We start from the raw sequence: 17,420 nt of genomic DNA, 5'->3' as shown, positions 1-17,420 counted from the left end.
AAAATTTAAGCCATAAATTATTCAAATTTGGATTGAAATAATGAAAATAAAAAATTCAATTTTTATTATGTGCACTAGTTTAGTGGCATTATTGATAACGCCAGTTAGCATGACTAAGAGCATGGCTAAAAGTTCGGATAAATTGGCATCTGAAAAACCTAATGTGCTGGTTATTATTGCTGACGATGCAGGGTTTGGCGATGTCGGTTACAATGGCTCGGTTATTAATACCCCGACATTAGACAAGTTAGCCAGTGATGCTGTGCGCTTAGACAAATTCTATACTTATGCTACTTGCACACCTTCAAGGGCAGCCTTTTTCACTGGGCAAACGCCAAGTCGTTTTGGTTTATTGTACCCTATTATGAAAGAAGACAAAGTTGGCTTACCAGCAGAGCGTAAAGTATTGCCAATTTTGTTTAAAGAGAATGGTTATCAAACCGCTCTGATTGGCAAATGGCATTTGGGTGAAGAAAAAGGTTTTGCACCTTTAGATAAAGGCTTTGATTATCATTATGGTATTCGAGGGGGCTGGATTGATCATTATATGCATCATAATCCCGAGCATGGTCATGATTGGTATCGAAATTCAACACAAATAAAATTACCCCAAGAACATGCAACAGACCTGATCACTAAAGACGCTATGCGCTATTTAAATGATTATCAAAGTAACGATTCAAAGCCATTCTTTTTAACCTTGAGTTATACCGCGCCTCATGTGCCTATTCAGGTTGATGAAAAATGGACTCAACCCTATGAAGATATTATTGGCAACCAAACTCGTAAGGGATATGCCGGTATGATGACTCAGCTTGACGATTCGGTTGGACAGGTTATTGCTAAGCTTGAAGATAATAATTTATTAGCTAATACCATAGTGCTGTTTTTCAGTGATAATGGTCCATCGGCGCCGGGCAAAAAATGGTATATCATGCCAGATTTTCACCATATTAATTTTTATGGCAATGAAGGTGAATATGGAAACACAGGCGGATATCGTGGTTGGAAAGCCCATCCTTATGATGGTGGCATACGTACTCCGGCATTTATCTATTGGCCTAAAGAATTAGCCGCAAAACAATTAACTACGCCTATTATTATTCAAGATCTTTATCGCTCTATTGCCACACTTGCACAATTGTCGGGTGTACCAGAAAACGCCGATGGTGATGGCCGTGATATGAGTCAAACCTTGCACACAGGTGAATCATTATTGGCTACTAAGTTCTATTGGCGTACGGCTAAACATATGGCTTTACGTTTAGAACAATGGAAGTTAGTGATCCATGAAAAAACGCCATATGCTGATAATATCACCCCAGAACTATATAACTTAGCTCTCGACCCATCAGAAACAATAAATTTAGCTAGCAGCAAAGCAGAGAAATTAGCCGAATTATTGACAATGTTACAGCAGGAATTTGATAAAGATTCTGAGCCTTATGTTAATCCTATTTTGTTAATAGACGGCCATTAAAAATCCTGGCGATAAGTCCCTTAGTGGGGCTTATCGTTTTTAAACATAAAACTAGTGTAATCCCCTTAAAATCACTTTAAAAATATTCATCTGATTACTGTCATCTGTGTTTTTGTCAATAATAATTGGTGCAACTTGCTTGTACTATTGTTGGTTACTTTAGCGAACACAATAATTATCGTTAAATGTATCTTTAATAGCGATAAATTTGTCTTTATTGGCTTTTTGGAGATTTATGTCTGCTTTTTGTCACTATAATTTACATTTTAATATAACAAACACTTTACATTTATGTTTGTCGATGTAACATATCAGACAAGTTGTTGGTTTTTTACTTTTTCTGATAGGCAGCTTTGTCTATGCTTTTTTAATTTCACCTGTTGTGCTTTAGGGTCTAAATTTAGCGAGTTTTAAGAGGGAATAATGGCTTTAAAAAAATATATTGCTGCCATGAGTTTTAGTTTCATCAATTGTGTTTATGCGGGCACCATTAATCAGTCAGTAAAAGTAATGGAAAGCTTCGAACAAGGAATTCCTGCCGGGATGAAAGCATCCGCCGGTAAACTCAGTATCGACACTAAACGTATGAAACACGATGCTAAGTCATTACGTTGGGATTGGGTGGGTAATGACAAGTTAATATTTAATACGCCTATTGGTTATCACCAGCGCCGAGACTTAAAAAAGTTAGTTAGAGAGGGACGAGATCAGTATTTAATTACAGGACATTATAATTTTGATGTAGGTGATTCGCCTATTCTTGAACCTGATCGTGGCTTTTTTATGTGGATCTATAATGAAAAAGCCAGTCTTCAACGTTTACGCTTTCAATTTGGCCGTGGTGATAAAGTTGATAGCGAATTTGACTTTGAGTTGAATTTCAGCGGTTGGCGTACAGTCATGATTAATTATGATACTGGGGATATGCGTGGTGTTCCTCATCCTGATATGGATCGGTTAACTATACTAGCTCCAGCAACGGGTGAAGGTACGTATTATATCGACAGTCTTGGTTTATCTTTACCTATGGACTCAAGAACGAATATGCCAAATAAACAATTACCGCATATTCAATTACATCCTCGTCGCTCTACCCAATATGTACAATTTTTACATCAATATTCATCCTTTAAACCTTCGTTGCCATTAGAGCCGCTGACAAAACAGAAGATTGAGCAGTTAAATGCTTTTAATCAGAAGGTCGATGAATATATTTTGCCCGTATCTCAGCAAACATCCTTGGCCAATAAAGGTATTGCAGATTTAAAGAAACGTTACCAAAAATATCAAATTACCCGAGAGGGTGACAACATTTATGGCAAACCTTTAATTAAAGCGACGGTATACAATCAGTATTTTGCTGAGATGGGGAATGATATTCCTAAACCAAGTGAATACATGAATTGGCGCAGAGATTATGGCCATATGATGTTAGATTTGGCTAAGCGTTATCGCTCGTCTAAAAACAAAGATGAGCAAGCTGAAATTGCTGAAATGTTTATTAATCTATTTGATTATGGTGTCGATCAAGGCATGGATGAAGGTGCTGCTTTAAGTTGGTTGCATCACTATGCTTATATTATCCGTGAATGGGGCCCTGCATTATATTTAATGCGCGATGTATTTGAACAAAATGGCCGATTAGATAAAGCGGTAGGGGTATTAAAATATTTCTTAGGTTTTAATCAAGTGTATCGCGAAGATTTCCGATATGGCTCTGCAGATGGAAAACGTCTGGGTGAAGATGCTGATGATGCTCAAGGTTTAATTCAAATTAGACTTTACTCCGCGTTAATGATGAAAAACTCCCCTGAAAAAGTACGAGATTTACAGCATTTTTCGTCACACTTTTCAAATGTCGCTTCGGCTTATGCTTATGGTTTGGATGAAATGTTAAAACCTGATGGCACAGTATTCCGCCATGCTGGTCATACATTGGGATATGGCGGTCGGGGTATTAATGGCATGGCGACCACTATGTATCTGTTAAGTGATACGCCATTTAAAGTATCCTCAGAAGCATTTCGCCGGATAAAACACTGTGCTGAAACGTATTTTCATACGTTAGCCACTGATAAATATATTGCTCCTCGGGCAGTAGAAAGTCTGCGTAATGTAGGTAAATATACTTTACCCAGTAATGTGTATGCTATGCCCGCTATGATTGCGCTCAGTGCAGAGCCTTTTGACAAACGTATGGCTGGTTTGTATCGAGATGTGGTTGAAAACTTGCCTAAAGTTGGCGAAAAAGAACAATTCTGGCTAAATAAACTACAGGATAATGGCGGCTTTATTGATTATTCATATGATAAAGCCAGAGTGTTACCTTATTCGTCTGTGGCGACCACGCGAGATGGCAATCAATGGATGACAACAGTACGCGGCCACAGCAAATATGCATATCCATATGAAGGCTGGGGACCTGATTATTTTGCTTACCCTGCTTATTTAGCTCACGGTTATGTAGATGTGTCTTATGCAAATAGTGTTGATAGTACTTATGAACCTATTACCGATAAAGCTAAAAGCTCTTGGCAAGATGGTTATGACTGGCGTCGTTTTCCTGGGGTAACATCAGTACATTTGCCCCATCAACAGTTATTAACTGCTCCCAATCAAGTAAGAGGTGAGGGCGGCGAATATTTGTTTTCTGACCAAGCTTTTGTTGGTGGTGTTGAAACCAATTCAGGTAACGCTACCTTTGCTTTCCCGTTTCGTGGTCACGACAAATGGGGATTAGAATCATTTAGCGGCAGAAAAAGTTACTTTTTCTTTAATGATCTTATCGTCAGTTTAGGCTCAGATATTCAAAGTGGAGTAGACAAGTATTCTGTCGAAACCACTGTGTTACAAGATAAAATTGTCAATCAAGCAGGCCTTAAAACCAGTAATGGCACAATTACACCTTTACCATTTACCGATGTTAAACAAGACACTGACCCGATCTGGTTTGTTGATTCTCGGGGGACAGGTTACTACATCCCTAGAATGGCGAATAATGCTAATTTAGAAATTAGTAGACAGCGTCAAACCAATCCTGACTCTCATAATAAACAACAAGTGAGTGGTGAGTTTTCGACAGTGTTATTTAATCATGGTGTTAAACCTAAGAACGCCAGTTATGAGTATGCCTTGCTGGTGAATGCTGACGAACACAAAATGAGCCAGTTTATGCAGTCGATGAATACTACAGATAAGCTTTATGAAGTGTTACAACAAGATAAAAAAGCCCATATTGTCAGTGCCAAAGCAGCCAAAACCACCTCTTATATTGTGTTTGATGCAGATAATTCTTTTGCTAAGGGCTTAGTGACTAAAGTGAGTCGGCCTTCATCATTCGCCATTGAACAATCTGCTGAAGGCATCAAATTGGCAGTAGCCGATCCTGATTTGAATATATATGACGGACAGGATGACAGATTACCTAATGGTCAAAGAGTTGAGTTGTCTATATACGAGCGAGAATGGTATTTCTGGCCAAGTCGTGAAACTAAAGTTCGTCTGACTTTACGTGGCCAATGGCAGATAGTTCAACAATTGAAAGCCATCGAAACGCTCAACTACAAGTCGGCAACAATCATTGAATCAAACTCAACAGAAACGGTTATTGAGTTTGCATGTAAAGATGGATTAACGGCAGAAGTATTATTGTCAGCAAAAAAGTAATCTAACTTTTCTACATTAATGAAGGGCCTTTTCCTCTCATTATTATTAAGCATCACCACTTAATAGCAGGTTAGTTTAAGTGGTGATTAAGTAACAATTTTACAAATAGAGAAATAACAGCTATGAAACGTTTTATAACGCCATTGGTTTTGATTTTAACATTAGTCAGCAGTACAAGTTGTTCTGCGGAAACTAACACCTCAGAAAACATTGATAAAGAATCCATTTACGCATCAATGAAAAAAGTAATTGATTGGCAGTTACTGCATTATAACAAGCAGAAACGGGAATTCGAAACTGACGATAAGAAAGCTTATATTGCGTTAGGAGAAGGAGATAGTGATCCTTTAGGTTGGGTCTATGCTTCATTTCATATTGGCATGGATCGCTGGTCAAAATTGGCTGATTCAAAAGGCGACAGTCAATATTTAAAACTGCAATACGATTATGCTAAACACTATAATTACTTATTAGGGCCAAGAATTTACAACGCTGATGATTACGCTATTGGCCAGTTGTACCTCGATTTATACGAAAAATACAAGGAGCCTGAGATGCTGGTTCCTTTGAAGGTTATTTTCGACACTATTTTGCAATCCCCTTCAACTGTGGGATTAGAAATAGAAGTGATTGATCAAGTATCAAAAATATCAGGCCAGATAATAAAAGATTCATATGCCGGGTTAGCCAGTACGCTGGTACCGGCTAAAAATAGATGGAGTTGGGCTGATGCCATCTTTATGGGGCCACCTGTTTGGATCCATTTAGCAAAGATAACCGGTGATGATAAATATTTAGAATTTGCTGATAAAGAGTTTTGGCAAACGGTCAATCTACTTTGGGATGAAGACGACCAATTGTTTTATAGAGACAGCCGTTTTTTCGATAGACGTGAAGAAAATGGCCAGAAAGTTATTTGGGCTCGAGGTGTAGGCTGGGTAGCCGCTGGTTTAGCTAGAATATTAGAACACTTACCTGAGGACCACGCTAAACGTGCTAAATACGAAGATATTTTTGTCAAGTTGATGACTAGATTAGCAGGTGCCCAGCAAAGTGATGGTCTATGGAGACCTTCAGTACTAGCGCCTGAATCCCAACCGTATCGCGAAACTAGTGGTACTGCATTAATGGCCTACGGATACGCTTTTGGTATTAATAATGGCTTATTAGACAAAGAAAAATTTCAGCCTGTAGTCGATAAAGCTTGGCTCGCTCTGGTCGATTCAATTCAAGACAGTGGCAAATTAGGTTGGGTACAACAGATTGGTTATAAACCTGAAAGTGTTACCGAAGATGATACTCAAATATTTGCTATTGGCGCGTTTCTGCTAACCGGTAGCGAAATGTATAAACTCGCTAATAAATAACCTGTTTGGTTTTAAGTATATTGATTGGTATATGACATTTAGGGCATGAGTTCGACCAAATGGAGTTTGGTCGAATGGTCCATCAACCGCTCATGTTGTAGTCTATCTAGGTCACTATGCTAGGGTTATAAGTATTATTGAGTACATATTTAATAAGGTAAGTATATGAAGTTTATTAAAATAATTATTCCTTTTTCGATTCTTCTTGGATTGTTATCAGCATGCACTTTATGGTTGCCTAATCAAAATATAGCTGAAATGAGACCTTATTCTCCGGTCAAGATATCCCTGAATAAACAACTTCAATTGAGTCTTCCTACATTGACTGAAGGTTTGCCGAGGGCAGGCATAAAAGTTTCGGTTACTGCCCCTGAATATCAAGGAACTCAGGTTTATCACACTTTGTATTTACCTGATGATTGGTCTGCAGAGAAAGTGAAACAAGGGCAAACCTGGCCGGTTATGTTTGAATACACAGGTAATAAATATGCCAAATCTGGTTCTACAGGTGAAGTGAAAGATGCGGCTTTTGGCTACGGCTTAACTGCCGGTAAATACATTTGGGTTAGCCTGCCATATATCAGCGCCAATAAATCAGAGAACCAACTCACTTGGTGGGGCGATAAAGAGGCAACGGTTAACTATGCTAAAGCCAATGTTCCCCGTGTTCTGCAATCTTTTGGTGGTGAGCCTAGCGCAGTCTTTTTATGTGGTTTTTCACGAGGAGCCATTGCTGTTAATTATTTAGGTCTACATGACGATGAAATTGCTCAATTATGGTCTGGTTTTATTGTCCATGATCACTTTGACGGGGAACAAGAGTGGAAGGGGACTTCTTGGGGATCACCTTTTGCAACATATCAAAAAGCTGCGGCAGAGCGTTTAAAACGGGTAAATGGTAGGCCATATTTAATTACCAGTGTTCCCTCTCATAGCCAGAGCACTAAGACGTTTATTCAGCAGTATATGGCTAAAACCGAAAATTTTACTTACCTAGATGTGAATACCCGAAAAATATTTGGAACATTTCCCAATGGGATCACTAAAGGCGGGCATACTGATAAGTGGCCTTTGGTTCCTAGCGAATATCGTATTCAAGCTTGGCAGTGGTTGAACAAAAATGTAGCCAGTAAATAACTCGGATTAATCTGAACAGTGGCTAATGGTTATTGTGTTAAGGACGCCTTTTATTAGCAAAGATGCGGAAATAAAAAGTGTATGACAAGTGTTTCATTTCACCTTTATCTTATATGACATCATTTTTATTTGTTATCTTATAAGTTGTGAATTTGTTAAGTTTATTATGTAAATTGTTTATTTATCAGTTGGTTAGATTAATCTTATGCCGTTTTTTAGGTGTTTTAGTTTTTTTAATTAGCTTATTTGTTGCTAAATGGTAATTAAAAAGTTAAAAAAGTTGAGTTCTAGGGTGCTATTTTTTGATTTTTTGGTTATTATTTACTTGGGTTCTTACTTCAGGCCATCACTAAACACAATGTTGTATGATAACGTATAACACATGACGGTTTAATCGAAGTAAGTAAACTATAATTATAATGGGGGTTGTCGTATGACATACAGAAGAACAAAATTATCTTTGGCCATTGGTGGTGTATTATTTTCTACACTCGGATTCGCTGCTGAAGAACAAGACTCGTCTAAAGATGGAATAGAAGTTATTGAAGTTACAGGCTTTAAAAGTAGTTTAAGAAAAGCGCTGAACGATAAACGATTCACTGACGGTGTCTCTGACTCTATTCACGCAGAAGATATTGGTAAATCAACGGACCAAAATATCGCGGATGCTTTGTCTCGAGTAACCGGTGTAACTGTTCAGGAAGATGGTGGGGAAGGTACTCGAATCTCTGTACGTGGTGCCGGTGCTAGTTTAAACCAAATATCGATGAACGGTGTGGCACTAACTAGTGGCTTAAGCGGAGATCCTGATTCCCCTGGGGCTGATCAAAGTGTCGATTTAAGTACTTTCTCTTCTGATATATTATCTTCAATTTCTGTGTATAAAACCTATGCAGCAGATTTAGATGAAGGCTCTCTCGGTGCAAATGTAATACTTAAGACTGTTAAACCTTTAAGTATTGGTAAACCTCGTCGACAGTTTGAAATCCAAGGCCGTTATAATGATTATTCTGAACGAGATAATCGCAAATTATCATTCAGCTTTGCTGATAAATTTTTTGATGAACAACTTGGCTTAGTTTTAACCGTTTCAGATGAAACTCTAAACTCTAGAAGTGATTCATCGGTAACTTCTTGGGATAGCCAAACTAGACCTCTTTTAGATGGAACCGCCAGTGATCTCGACGGTAAAATTCTTCGGATTTTGCCAGAAGGTATGCAGCCTGAAGAACTACCCAATTATAATGCAACAACCGATAGAGTGCTGGGTGATGAATTCTGGACATTAAGTAGAAACGCTGCTTCTTATCGTCTCACTATGAAAGATTCAAAACGTCTGACTATCTCTGGCGGTTTACAGTATCGTCCAGGTGAAAACACAGATATACAATTAGACCTTAATCATTCGACTCGTGAAGATTTTAGAGATCAACATAATTTGTCGATTAGTGTAAGCCCTCATAAGCCGCTAAATTTGTTCGATCCAAATCCTGAATGGTATACTTTAGATGTAGATAACCATACTTTTGTTAAAGAAACAGGCCGAAAAGAAGCAGGTAAATTATCTCGCACTTATGGTGACCAGACAGTTGAAAACAATATTGCCACATTAACTGTTGAACATGATTTTACCGACGACTTAACTATGGAAGTGATTGCGGGTTATTCTAAAACAGAAGATAACACACCTCGTCGTCTTCAAGTGGGTACAGCAACTTGGAAAACCGCTAAAGAAAATATACTTGACCAAACTCCAATGGATGAATTGGAACAAGTGGGTTATGACTGTACTCAAGGTGCCTGCCAAATATTTACTGGTACACAAAATACTCAATATGATCCAATTACGTTAGGTACTACCTATCTGACTAGTAAATTTAACCCGTTTGACTTATATGGTAGTCACTTAGGCTCACTAAAATTTACCAAGAACGAGAACACAGATACTAACAAGTCAGTATTTGTTAATTTTGACTGGGCAGTTGATTTTGCAGGCATTACTAAAGTTGAATTTGGTGGCAAATACGCTAGTCGCGTTAAAGATGTGGTGACTGATACTCAAGAAATTATTACCGGTGGGGCACTTAGGGCTGCTGGTGAAGATAGTAATTATGTTGATGTAAATGCTGCCGGATTAGAAACGGTGAAAATGGCAGATATGGTGTCAAATGACAGTTTCCCTGTTAATAACTTCATGGATTCTATTTTACCTAACTCTGACGAAGCTTACCGCAATGGTTGGTATGTTTTAGACGCAGATAAAGCACTTGCTCAAGTGTATGGTAAAGATCCAGGCGTATTAGAATTGATTAATGTGCCATTAGGTACACGTAATATAGAAACAGAAACCCAAGCCTTATACGGTAAAATTAATTTTGAATATTTAGGTGGCCGTTTAACCGGTAACTTGGGTCTGAGATTGATCAAAGATGAGAATACTGGCTCAGGCTTTTCAAGTGTTAGTTATTCATCTAGTGGCGGTATGTTAGATCCTCACGACCTTATTTATAATCGTGAAGTAGCCAATATGAGCTTACCTGCTTGTGATGCGCCTGATTTTACAGAATTTGAGAATAATCGCGCATATTTACCGGGTAATTATTACAACCCGCGTTCAGAGCAACATAAAGATATTGCTAAATGTTTTGATTATCAGTTAACCCATACCTTTCAAAGTGATAAAGCTGATACCTTGCCACTATTTACTGTGGTGGGTGACCAAAGATATCTACAAGGTTGGTCGCCAGATGTATTTGATGGAAGTGTAGATGCTTGGGCCGAGAAAATGGCTGAGTATGAAGGGAATGACCGTATTTTGATGTTGTACAATTACGCTGACCCTAGTAATCCTCAGATGATCAAAAGTCTTGCAACACCATCTATTATTACCTCTTTGGATGGTGTTAATAGTTATGCGTTAAACACTGGCCGAGCACGTGCTCATTATAATATGCGTGGTTGGATAGATCGTACAACTAATGGTTTTAATGCTGCGGGGGTTGATGTAGCAACTGCATCTAAGCGTTTTGCTCCAGTGACAGATACTTCCAATACCACTCTATTGCTGCCAGCACTTAATCTAAATTATGCTATTAGTGAAGAGTTTATTGGTCGTTTTGCTGCCTCTAAAACCCTAGCTCGTCCTACTTTTGATGGATTGAATCCTGGTTTAAGAATAAGTGAAGGTCCTTGGACTCCTGAGGGCGGCGGTTCTTTGGGGAGTACACAACTAAAACCATTAGAATCTAAAAATCTAGATTTATCTCTTGAATGGTATTTCAATAAATCAGGTTTGGCTTCAATTGCTTTGTTTAACAAAGACATGAATAACTTCCAAGAAAGAGTCGCCACACCGTATTATTGGAAAGATATAAAAACGGATTATGACATTGAAACAATTAGTAAAAAAGAAACACTACTAGCGCCAGATCCTGACTCAACTCCAATGAACTCTGAATGTATGGCTAAACGTTATATTAACGATAATTCAGTGACTTCAGATTTACTGCCAGTGTGTCACGAGTTAATCATTTATGAGGAACGCAATGGTAAAGGTGCTTATTCACGGGGGATTGAAATATCATACAACCAAAACTATGACTTTTTACCGGGTATCTGGTCAGGCTTAGGTGTTAACTTTAACTATACCTATTCAGAATCTGAATCAGAGGCTGAATTGGTATCCACCACTAACAAATTATTACAGTCACTACCCCAACCACATACACCTGAACATTCTAGTAATACCACCCTTTACTGGGAAGATAATGGGATAATGTTGCGTTTGGCTCATCGTTATAATTCGACTCAAATGGTCAGCCGAGGTGGTGTGAATGGTGCTATCTGGAAAGATGCGACTAACCGACTTGATTTTAGCTCGAGTTATACAGTGAATAAGTATTTGAGCCTTACTTTTCAGGCTACCAACTTAACGGATGATACTAGCAGAACCTTCTTTACCAGCACTGATAATACCCTTGGTTTTGATGCTAATGGTCAAGTGATTAACTGGGATGAAGGTAATGCTATGGATGGTGGTGTCACCAACAGTAGAACCGTATCAGAATATAAAACCGGTCGTCTGTATCGTATCGGCTTACGGATGAAATTTTAATCATGTTAATAAAATCCGTATTTAAAGAATTGATTTGGAGAAAAAAATGAAAATTAACGTATTTTCAAGAACATTCGCTTGCACCTTAGGTTTGTCCTTATTAACTGCATGTGGTGGCGATAATGAAGGGTTTGAATCACCTTTTAAAAGTAAAGAGCCTGCCCAGTTTGCAAATGAAAAATTAGTAAAAGCATTTGATGAGTCGCAAGGTATTTTACAAATAGACTTGTTTGAAGGAGCTACTTCTGATGGCATCTCACTCAGTGAAAATAGCGGCTCGGCTCAAGTACGTACTTTTCAAGTAGATGAAGATAGTTGGAATGCATTAAGAGTGACGGGTATTTGGGATGAAAAAAATCTGACTGACCAACAAATTTTGGATGCATCTTCACAATCATTGTTCAGAGTAAATGGTTCTACACTACTTGTTGACACAGACATGTTAGATGATCATTTACATGCTAATGGAGATGTAAGCTCGCACACTTATAAGATTACCTTTAATCTTGATAATGGATATGATTATCCCGCAGATTCTGAGGTCACGGAAACGATACGTTATGTTGAATTGACATTTAATGGTATCCCAGATGAGATTGAAGGCATATCAGGATCTAAATTATCTGTTCCTCTTGATAACTCAGCTCAAGCTGTTGCCTGGGCTTTACCTGAAGCTAAGTTTAGTAAAGCTTATCAAGATTTTAGCTGGCAGATAGCTGATACAGATATCGCGACTGTAGATGCACAAGGGCTGGTAACAGGAAAAGTCATTGGTAGTACAACACTTGTTATTACATCTAATGAAAACAGTGATATCTCTTATACCCTTGATGTTGATGTGGTTAATCCACCCAAAGGAATGACATCTATAGAATTAACAACAGCAAAAGGTGAACAACCTGATGCGCTACAATTCCCTGCTTGTTCATTTTTACCATTAACTGCTATGCCTATAGCAGAACAAGGTCAAACCCTTTCAGGTGATTTTGTGTATGACTGGACTTTGGCAGGTGAAATAGTTGATAGCACTGCTATTTCCTATATCGATACTGAAAAAACCTCTGCACTTTTAACTACGCCTAACAATGATAATCTGGGAAGTATAAATATTAATGCAGAGTTGTTAGGTGCAGATTCACCCATATCAGATAGTATCGAAGCAGGCTTTGTTACCAATCATATGTGTAAGTCAGCTTATGACTTGGATGGTAACTTTGACAAGCTTAAAGAAGACAGTACCAACACCAAGTGGACAACGACTAACGGTATAACATTAGCGTTAGAAGAAGGTGCTGGTTTATCAGGTAACGCTTTTAAAGTGACATTGAAAGATGATGCTTCTGTCAGCACTTATGCCGTTGGTATTACCCATAAACAATGGAGTGCTTGGGGCCAAGCTGGACGTTTATACAACCCTTCAAATGGCAGCAGTGTAGGTAAACAATTCAAAGCTTCAATTTGGGTTAAGGTTGTGACTAATCCTGATAATCAAGACTTCAGCATACGCCACTCTTTGATTAACCGTAGAGATAATGATTATTCACTTAGAAACGAAGGTCCTGAATGGGTCGGCGACTTAGATGGTAGTTCAACTGAATGGCAATACGTAGAGTTCGTTAATACCAACTGGGATTCTGATGATTCAACTGACACCAGTATATTTACTGTTCCGGCAACAGGTTGGGACCAGCAAAAAGCTATCCTATTAGAAATATATTTTAATGGATTAAACCCAGGCGATTCAGTGTTATTAGATAACTTTGCCGTATATGAAGCTAACTAAGAGTAAACCTTGCTAGGGTGAAATAGCGCTGAAGTTTGTAATACTGCTAGATTAATAACAGATCTAGCAGTATTTATTCACCAAGGCTCAGGTTAATTACTCATAAGAAATTCTATTTAAGGACTATCATGAAAAAAATTATTTGTTTAGTAGCAATAATGAGTGCTGCGTTTGTGGCTCAGGCAAAAGAATCATCTGAAGGCACCTCTTTGCAGGGATATTTAAAATGGAAGAAGAACAAAGCCGAGAAACAGGGCGATAGCTTCAATGAAAAATATATTACCAAACAGTTTAAGGAGATGGATACTGACGGTAATGGCTTTGTATCAAAGAAAGAAGTAAAAACTTATTGGGATAAGAAATACCCTAAATAGCAGGTAGCTAATTTAATCTAGTGACTCAATATTAGCCCTGTAATAAAAATTAGAATATCTAACCAAACCCTAGCGGGGCTAATTATTGAGTTTTTTATTGCCTATAAGAGTATATCAAGCGCTGATAAATAATTATTGCTCTTTCACCATTCAAACTAGTTTTCATTTATTTTCTCTACATATTTCTAATGTAAATAACTTTTTATTATAAGATGTCATACAGGTATGGGCGGCTTACGTGCTTTAATCTAGGTTAAAGAACATATTATATTCAAGTTTTTAGCTACTAAAATAACAGCGACAATGTATTGATAAGGCTCAATACGGCTAAGGCTAGTAAAGTTTCAGTAGTATCATATTTTATTAACTATCTGAATTTTATTGATTATTTTACTTTTGGGTAGTGGCTTTTGTTACTTTTGTTAATGAAATAAATATAAATTGTATCTATATTGTTGACATGGTTGTAAATGTTGGTAAATTTAATGCTTGTCAGTTGTCATATAGGTTGTCTTTCAAATATTACAATCATTGGATTGACATAAATTTTAATAATGAATGAAAACAAATAAGGATATGAAATGAAATTTAATCTTATGTTGACATCGGTATTAGCAATTTCATCTTTGACTTTTAGTGCTTTAAGTAACGCACAATGTAATCAGGGTAATCGAATCGGCGATCCTAACTGGGTTTATGATGCGACTAAATTTGATAATGCTTTTCCTTCTATGGCTAAAACTAAATGGGCAGGCGTATCAGGAGGGGTTCCTTGTGCTGAATCAGTGCCGAAAGTCGCTACAAAATGGTTAACCAATACAGGGGTCAGTGCCTTACAAAATAAGATAAATAATGCTTCTGTTCCTGCAGGTAAAAAATCAGCTCATATTTTGATTAAAAATGGTACTCACTATTTAGACCAACCGATAAATATGAAGTCCGGTATTGTGCTCAGAGGAGAAAACAAAAATAATACAAAAATCATTGTTCGCTTAAAGCATAAATGGCAACAAAATGGTAAACGCAAAATATATGCCTTTAATTTTGATAATGTAGTCAATGCGGGTATTGAAAACCTAACGATTAAATATCAAGTCCAAGATGCATCCGGTACTTATCAACCATTAGATCGTAACAATTATGGCGAACCATCTACCACCGTTGCTGGTGAAGCTTGGCCATTTCAAAATGAAGTCAAAGTTAAATTAAATAATCCTAATAAACTGAATCCGATAGCAGATGATGACTTATATGTTGGCATGATCAAGTTTGATGGGTCTACGAACAACTCTTGGGTGCAAGATACTGTTATTCTTGAATCGGGAACAGATCCCATCTGGACAGGTCCAGATACACATCATTTAACCTTCCGATATAATGATATCTACCGTTGTTATAACAAAGGTGGAGAAGGCAATTGTTATTATGATATTCGAGGGCAGTATATTCTGGTAACTAAAGAAAGAGTCAGAAAAATCCGCCATGTTTCTGTGCAAAAAGAAGCTAAATTTAATGTGCTTTACCAAAATAATTTCGAAGTTGATGTGAACTTTCATGATGCTGATTTTGGATATAACTTGATTGAAGGTAATTCAATTAAACTTCCGTTTGTACACAAATGGTATAACATTTCTACTGGTGGAGCAGGCACTCATAGACCGCCAGGCCCTAATAATCTGACCTATAAAAACTCTACAGATCATCAGCGAGCAGGTTACAACAATATTCCTTGGTGGGGAACTGTGTATAAAGTCATCACATTTGCAGATGTTCAACAACTTTCCCAAAAACCTAAACATGGCACCTTATATCCAATGAAGTTTAATTAATCAAAACTTCTTACCATTTTAAATGAATCCATCTGAGCCAAACTCTTGTTAATTGAATATATTCCAAGGTTATTCTTTTGGTTGTTGTACGAAGTTTGAGCTCATTTAACATTCAGGAATTTAAGTGAATACAAGAAAAGTCCCTATATTTTTAATCGCATTTTTGGCAAGTATATTGTTAAGTTGTCAGTCAAACAGCCCTGAAGATCCTACCGTTGAAGGACTTCCTAAAGAGCCAGTTAAAATACCTGAAGTGCCTGAAGATCCTATTAGTTCTGACCACTGTGCAAATGCTAATCGAGTAGGGGATCCTAATTGGGTTTATGACGAAAGCAAAAATGATAGTAATTTTTCTACCATGCAAGAGTGGAAATTGGCTGGTGTTGAAGATGGTATACCGTGTAAAGAAGCATTAACCAAAGTAGCAACAAAATCTGTAACAGAGACAGATATTAATGCATTTCAAGACATAATTGATAATGTCATTATCCCCAATAATACAAGCTCGGCTTACATACTGGTTGAAGAGGGCATACATTACCTCGACCAACCTTTAAATATGAAGTCTGGTATTGTGTTAAGGGGTGAAGATAAAAACAACACTATAATCATTGTGCGTATCAAACATAAATGGCAAGAAAGTGGCTCACGAAAATTGTTTGCCATTAATTTTGACGATGTAGAAAACTCAGGGATTGAGAACTTAACCATTAAATATCAAGTAAAAGATGCCACAGCCACCTATCAACCTTTAGATCGTAATAACTTTGATGAACCAAACGAATCAGTGCCAGATATAGCTTGGCCATTTAGAAATGACTATAAAGTTAACCTAAACAATCCAGATAAAGTGAATCCCTTAATTGATGATAGTTTGTATGTTGGCTTGGTTAAATTTGATGGAACAACAAAAAATTCTTGGATGCAGGATACTGTGTTACTTGAGTCGGGCACAGATCCAATTTGGATCGGTACTCATACTCGGCACCTGACATTGAGATACAACGATATTTATCGTTGTTATAACAAAGGTGGTGAAGGTAATTGTTATTACGACATTAGAGGGCAATATATTTTAGTGACCAATGAAAGAGTCAGAAAAATTCGTCATATTGCAATCCAGCAAGAGGCCAAATATAACGTACTTTATCAAAATGATTTTGAAATCGACGTTAACTTTCATAATGGAGATTTAGGTTTTAATTTGGTGGAACAAAACTCGATTAAAATACCTTTTGTGCATAAGTGGCATAATCTGGCAACAGGGGGCATAGATACACACCAAGCCCCAGGTCCGAAAAATTTATTGTATAAAAATGAAACGGCTCATAAACGTTCAGGTTATAACAATATTCCTGCTGTAGATCTTGTCTATGAAGTTATTACCTTCAATGATGTTCTCTCACTATCAGATAAACCTAAACATGGCACTTTATACCCCATGGCATTTAACTAAATTTAATATGTATAGAGGTTCAACATGACTAGTAGACGGAATTTCTTATTAGGTGGCGCGGGAATATCAGCTGCAGCTGCCTTGTACAAGAGTGATTGCTTAACTGAATTAAACAAAGAATATCTTAGGGGTTGTTGATCTTTGTTGAATGTTTTTACAGCGAGTTGTACGGTATTTATACAATGAAGCGCAAGAGTGATGTAGTGTTCTACTT

The 17,420-nt window shown here is 37.5% G+C and carries 10 protein-coding genes; all 10 read left to right on the top strand.

Annotated features, from left to right (window positions below):
* Positions 1 to 40: 40 nt before the first annotated feature.
* The gene (locus GQR87_RS12835; protein ID WP_158969900.1) at positions 41 to 1,480 is read left to right on the top strand and encodes a sulfatase-like hydrolase/transferase; all 1,440 of its coding nucleotides are present in this window, start codon (positions 41 to 43) and stop codon (positions 1,478 to 1,480) included.
* A gap of 423 nt (positions 1,481 to 1,903) precedes the next feature.
* Positions 1,904 to 5,146, top strand: a complete 3,243-nt coding sequence (locus GQR87_RS12830; RefSeq protein WP_158969898.1) for a chondroitinase family polysaccharide lyase — start codon at positions 1,904 to 1,906, stop codon at positions 5,144 to 5,146.
* A gap of 122 nt (positions 5,147 to 5,268) precedes the next feature.
* Positions 5,269 to 6,513 (top strand): glycoside hydrolase family 105 protein, encoded by a 1,245-nt coding sequence (locus GQR87_RS12825; RefSeq protein WP_158969896.1) that lies wholly within the window; start codon positions 5,269 to 5,271, stop codon positions 6,511 to 6,513.
* Between the two features lie 165 nt (positions 6,514 to 6,678).
* Complete coding sequence (locus GQR87_RS12820) at positions 6,679 to 7,650, top strand: hypothetical protein (protein ID WP_158969894.1); 972 nt, start codon at positions 6,679 to 6,681, stop codon at positions 7,648 to 7,650.
* Positions 7,651 to 8,083: 433 nt separating this feature from the next.
* A complete protein-coding gene (locus tag GQR87_RS12815; RefSeq protein WP_158969892.1) occupies positions 8,084 to 11,764 on the top strand; it encodes a TonB-dependent receptor domain-containing protein in 3,681 nt (1,226 codons plus the stop codon).
* A gap of 46 nt (positions 11,765 to 11,810) precedes the next feature.
* Entirely contained in the window at positions 11,811 to 13,547 is a 1,737-nt protein-coding gene (locus GQR87_RS12810; RefSeq protein WP_158969890.1) for an Ig-like domain-containing protein, read from the top strand.
* 128 nt (positions 13,548 to 13,675) lie between these two features.
* The gene (locus GQR87_RS12805; protein ID WP_158969888.1) at positions 13,676 to 13,921 is read left to right on the top strand and encodes a hypothetical protein; all 246 of its coding nucleotides are present in this window, start codon (positions 13,676 to 13,678) and stop codon (positions 13,919 to 13,921) included.
* 581 nt (positions 13,922 to 14,502) lie between these two features.
* The gene (locus GQR87_RS12800) at positions 14,503 to 15,750 is read left to right on the top strand and encodes a hypothetical protein (protein ID WP_158969886.1); all 1,248 of its coding nucleotides are present in this window, start codon (positions 14,503 to 14,505) and stop codon (positions 15,748 to 15,750) included.
* A 124-nt stretch (positions 15,751 to 15,874) separates the two neighbouring features.
* Positions 15,875 to 17,206, top strand: coding sequence for a hypothetical protein (locus tag GQR87_RS12795; RefSeq protein ID WP_158969884.1), 1,332 nt, complete (start codon positions 15,875 to 15,877; stop codon positions 17,204 to 17,206).
* A 24-nt stretch (positions 17,207 to 17,230) separates the two neighbouring features.
* A complete protein-coding gene (locus tag GQR87_RS22660) occupies positions 17,231 to 17,344 on the top strand; it encodes a twin-arginine translocation signal domain-containing protein (protein WP_158969882.1) in 114 nt (37 codons plus the stop codon).
* Positions 17,345 to 17,420 lie beyond the last annotated feature (76 nt).

Source organism: Paraglaciecola sp. L3A3 (assembly GCF_009796765.1).
Classification (GTDB): Bacteria; Pseudomonadota; Gammaproteobacteria; order Enterobacterales; family Alteromonadaceae; genus Paraglaciecola.
Note: the sequence above shows the minus strand (reverse complement) of the source record. Positions and strands in the feature narration are given on the sequence as shown.

What these genes read in the sequence shown, in the direction of transcription:
- GQR87_RS12835 (WP_158969900.1), top strand. Translation starts at nt 41, where the DNA reads ATGAAAATAAAAAATTCAATTTTTATTATGTGCACTAGTTTAGTGGCA.
- GQR87_RS12830 (WP_158969898.1), top strand. Translation starts at nt 1,904, where the DNA reads ATGGCTTTAAAAAAATATATTGCTGCCATGAGTTTTAGTTTCATCAAT.
- GQR87_RS12825 (WP_158969896.1), top strand. Translation starts at nt 5,269, where the DNA reads ATGAAACGTTTTATAACGCCATTGGTTTTGATTTTAACATTAGTCAGC.
- GQR87_RS12820 (WP_158969894.1), top strand. Translation starts at nt 6,679, where the DNA reads ATGAAGTTTATTAAAATAATTATTCCTTTTTCGATTCTTCTTGGATTG.
- GQR87_RS12815 (WP_158969892.1), top strand. Translation starts at nt 8,084, where the DNA reads ATGACATACAGAAGAACAAAATTATCTTTGGCCATTGGTGGTGTATTA.
- GQR87_RS12810 (WP_158969890.1), top strand. Translation starts at nt 11,811, where the DNA reads ATGAAAATTAACGTATTTTCAAGAACATTCGCTTGCACCTTAGGTTTG.
- GQR87_RS12805 (WP_158969888.1), top strand. Translation starts at nt 13,676, where the DNA reads ATGAAAAAAATTATTTGTTTAGTAGCAATAATGAGTGCTGCGTTTGTG.
- GQR87_RS12800 (WP_158969886.1), top strand. Translation starts at nt 14,503, where the DNA reads ATGAAATTTAATCTTATGTTGACATCGGTATTAGCAATTTCATCTTTG.
- GQR87_RS22660 (WP_158969882.1), top strand. Translation starts at nt 17,231, where the DNA reads ATGACTAGTAGACGGAATTTCTTATTAGGTGGCGCGGGAATATCAGCT.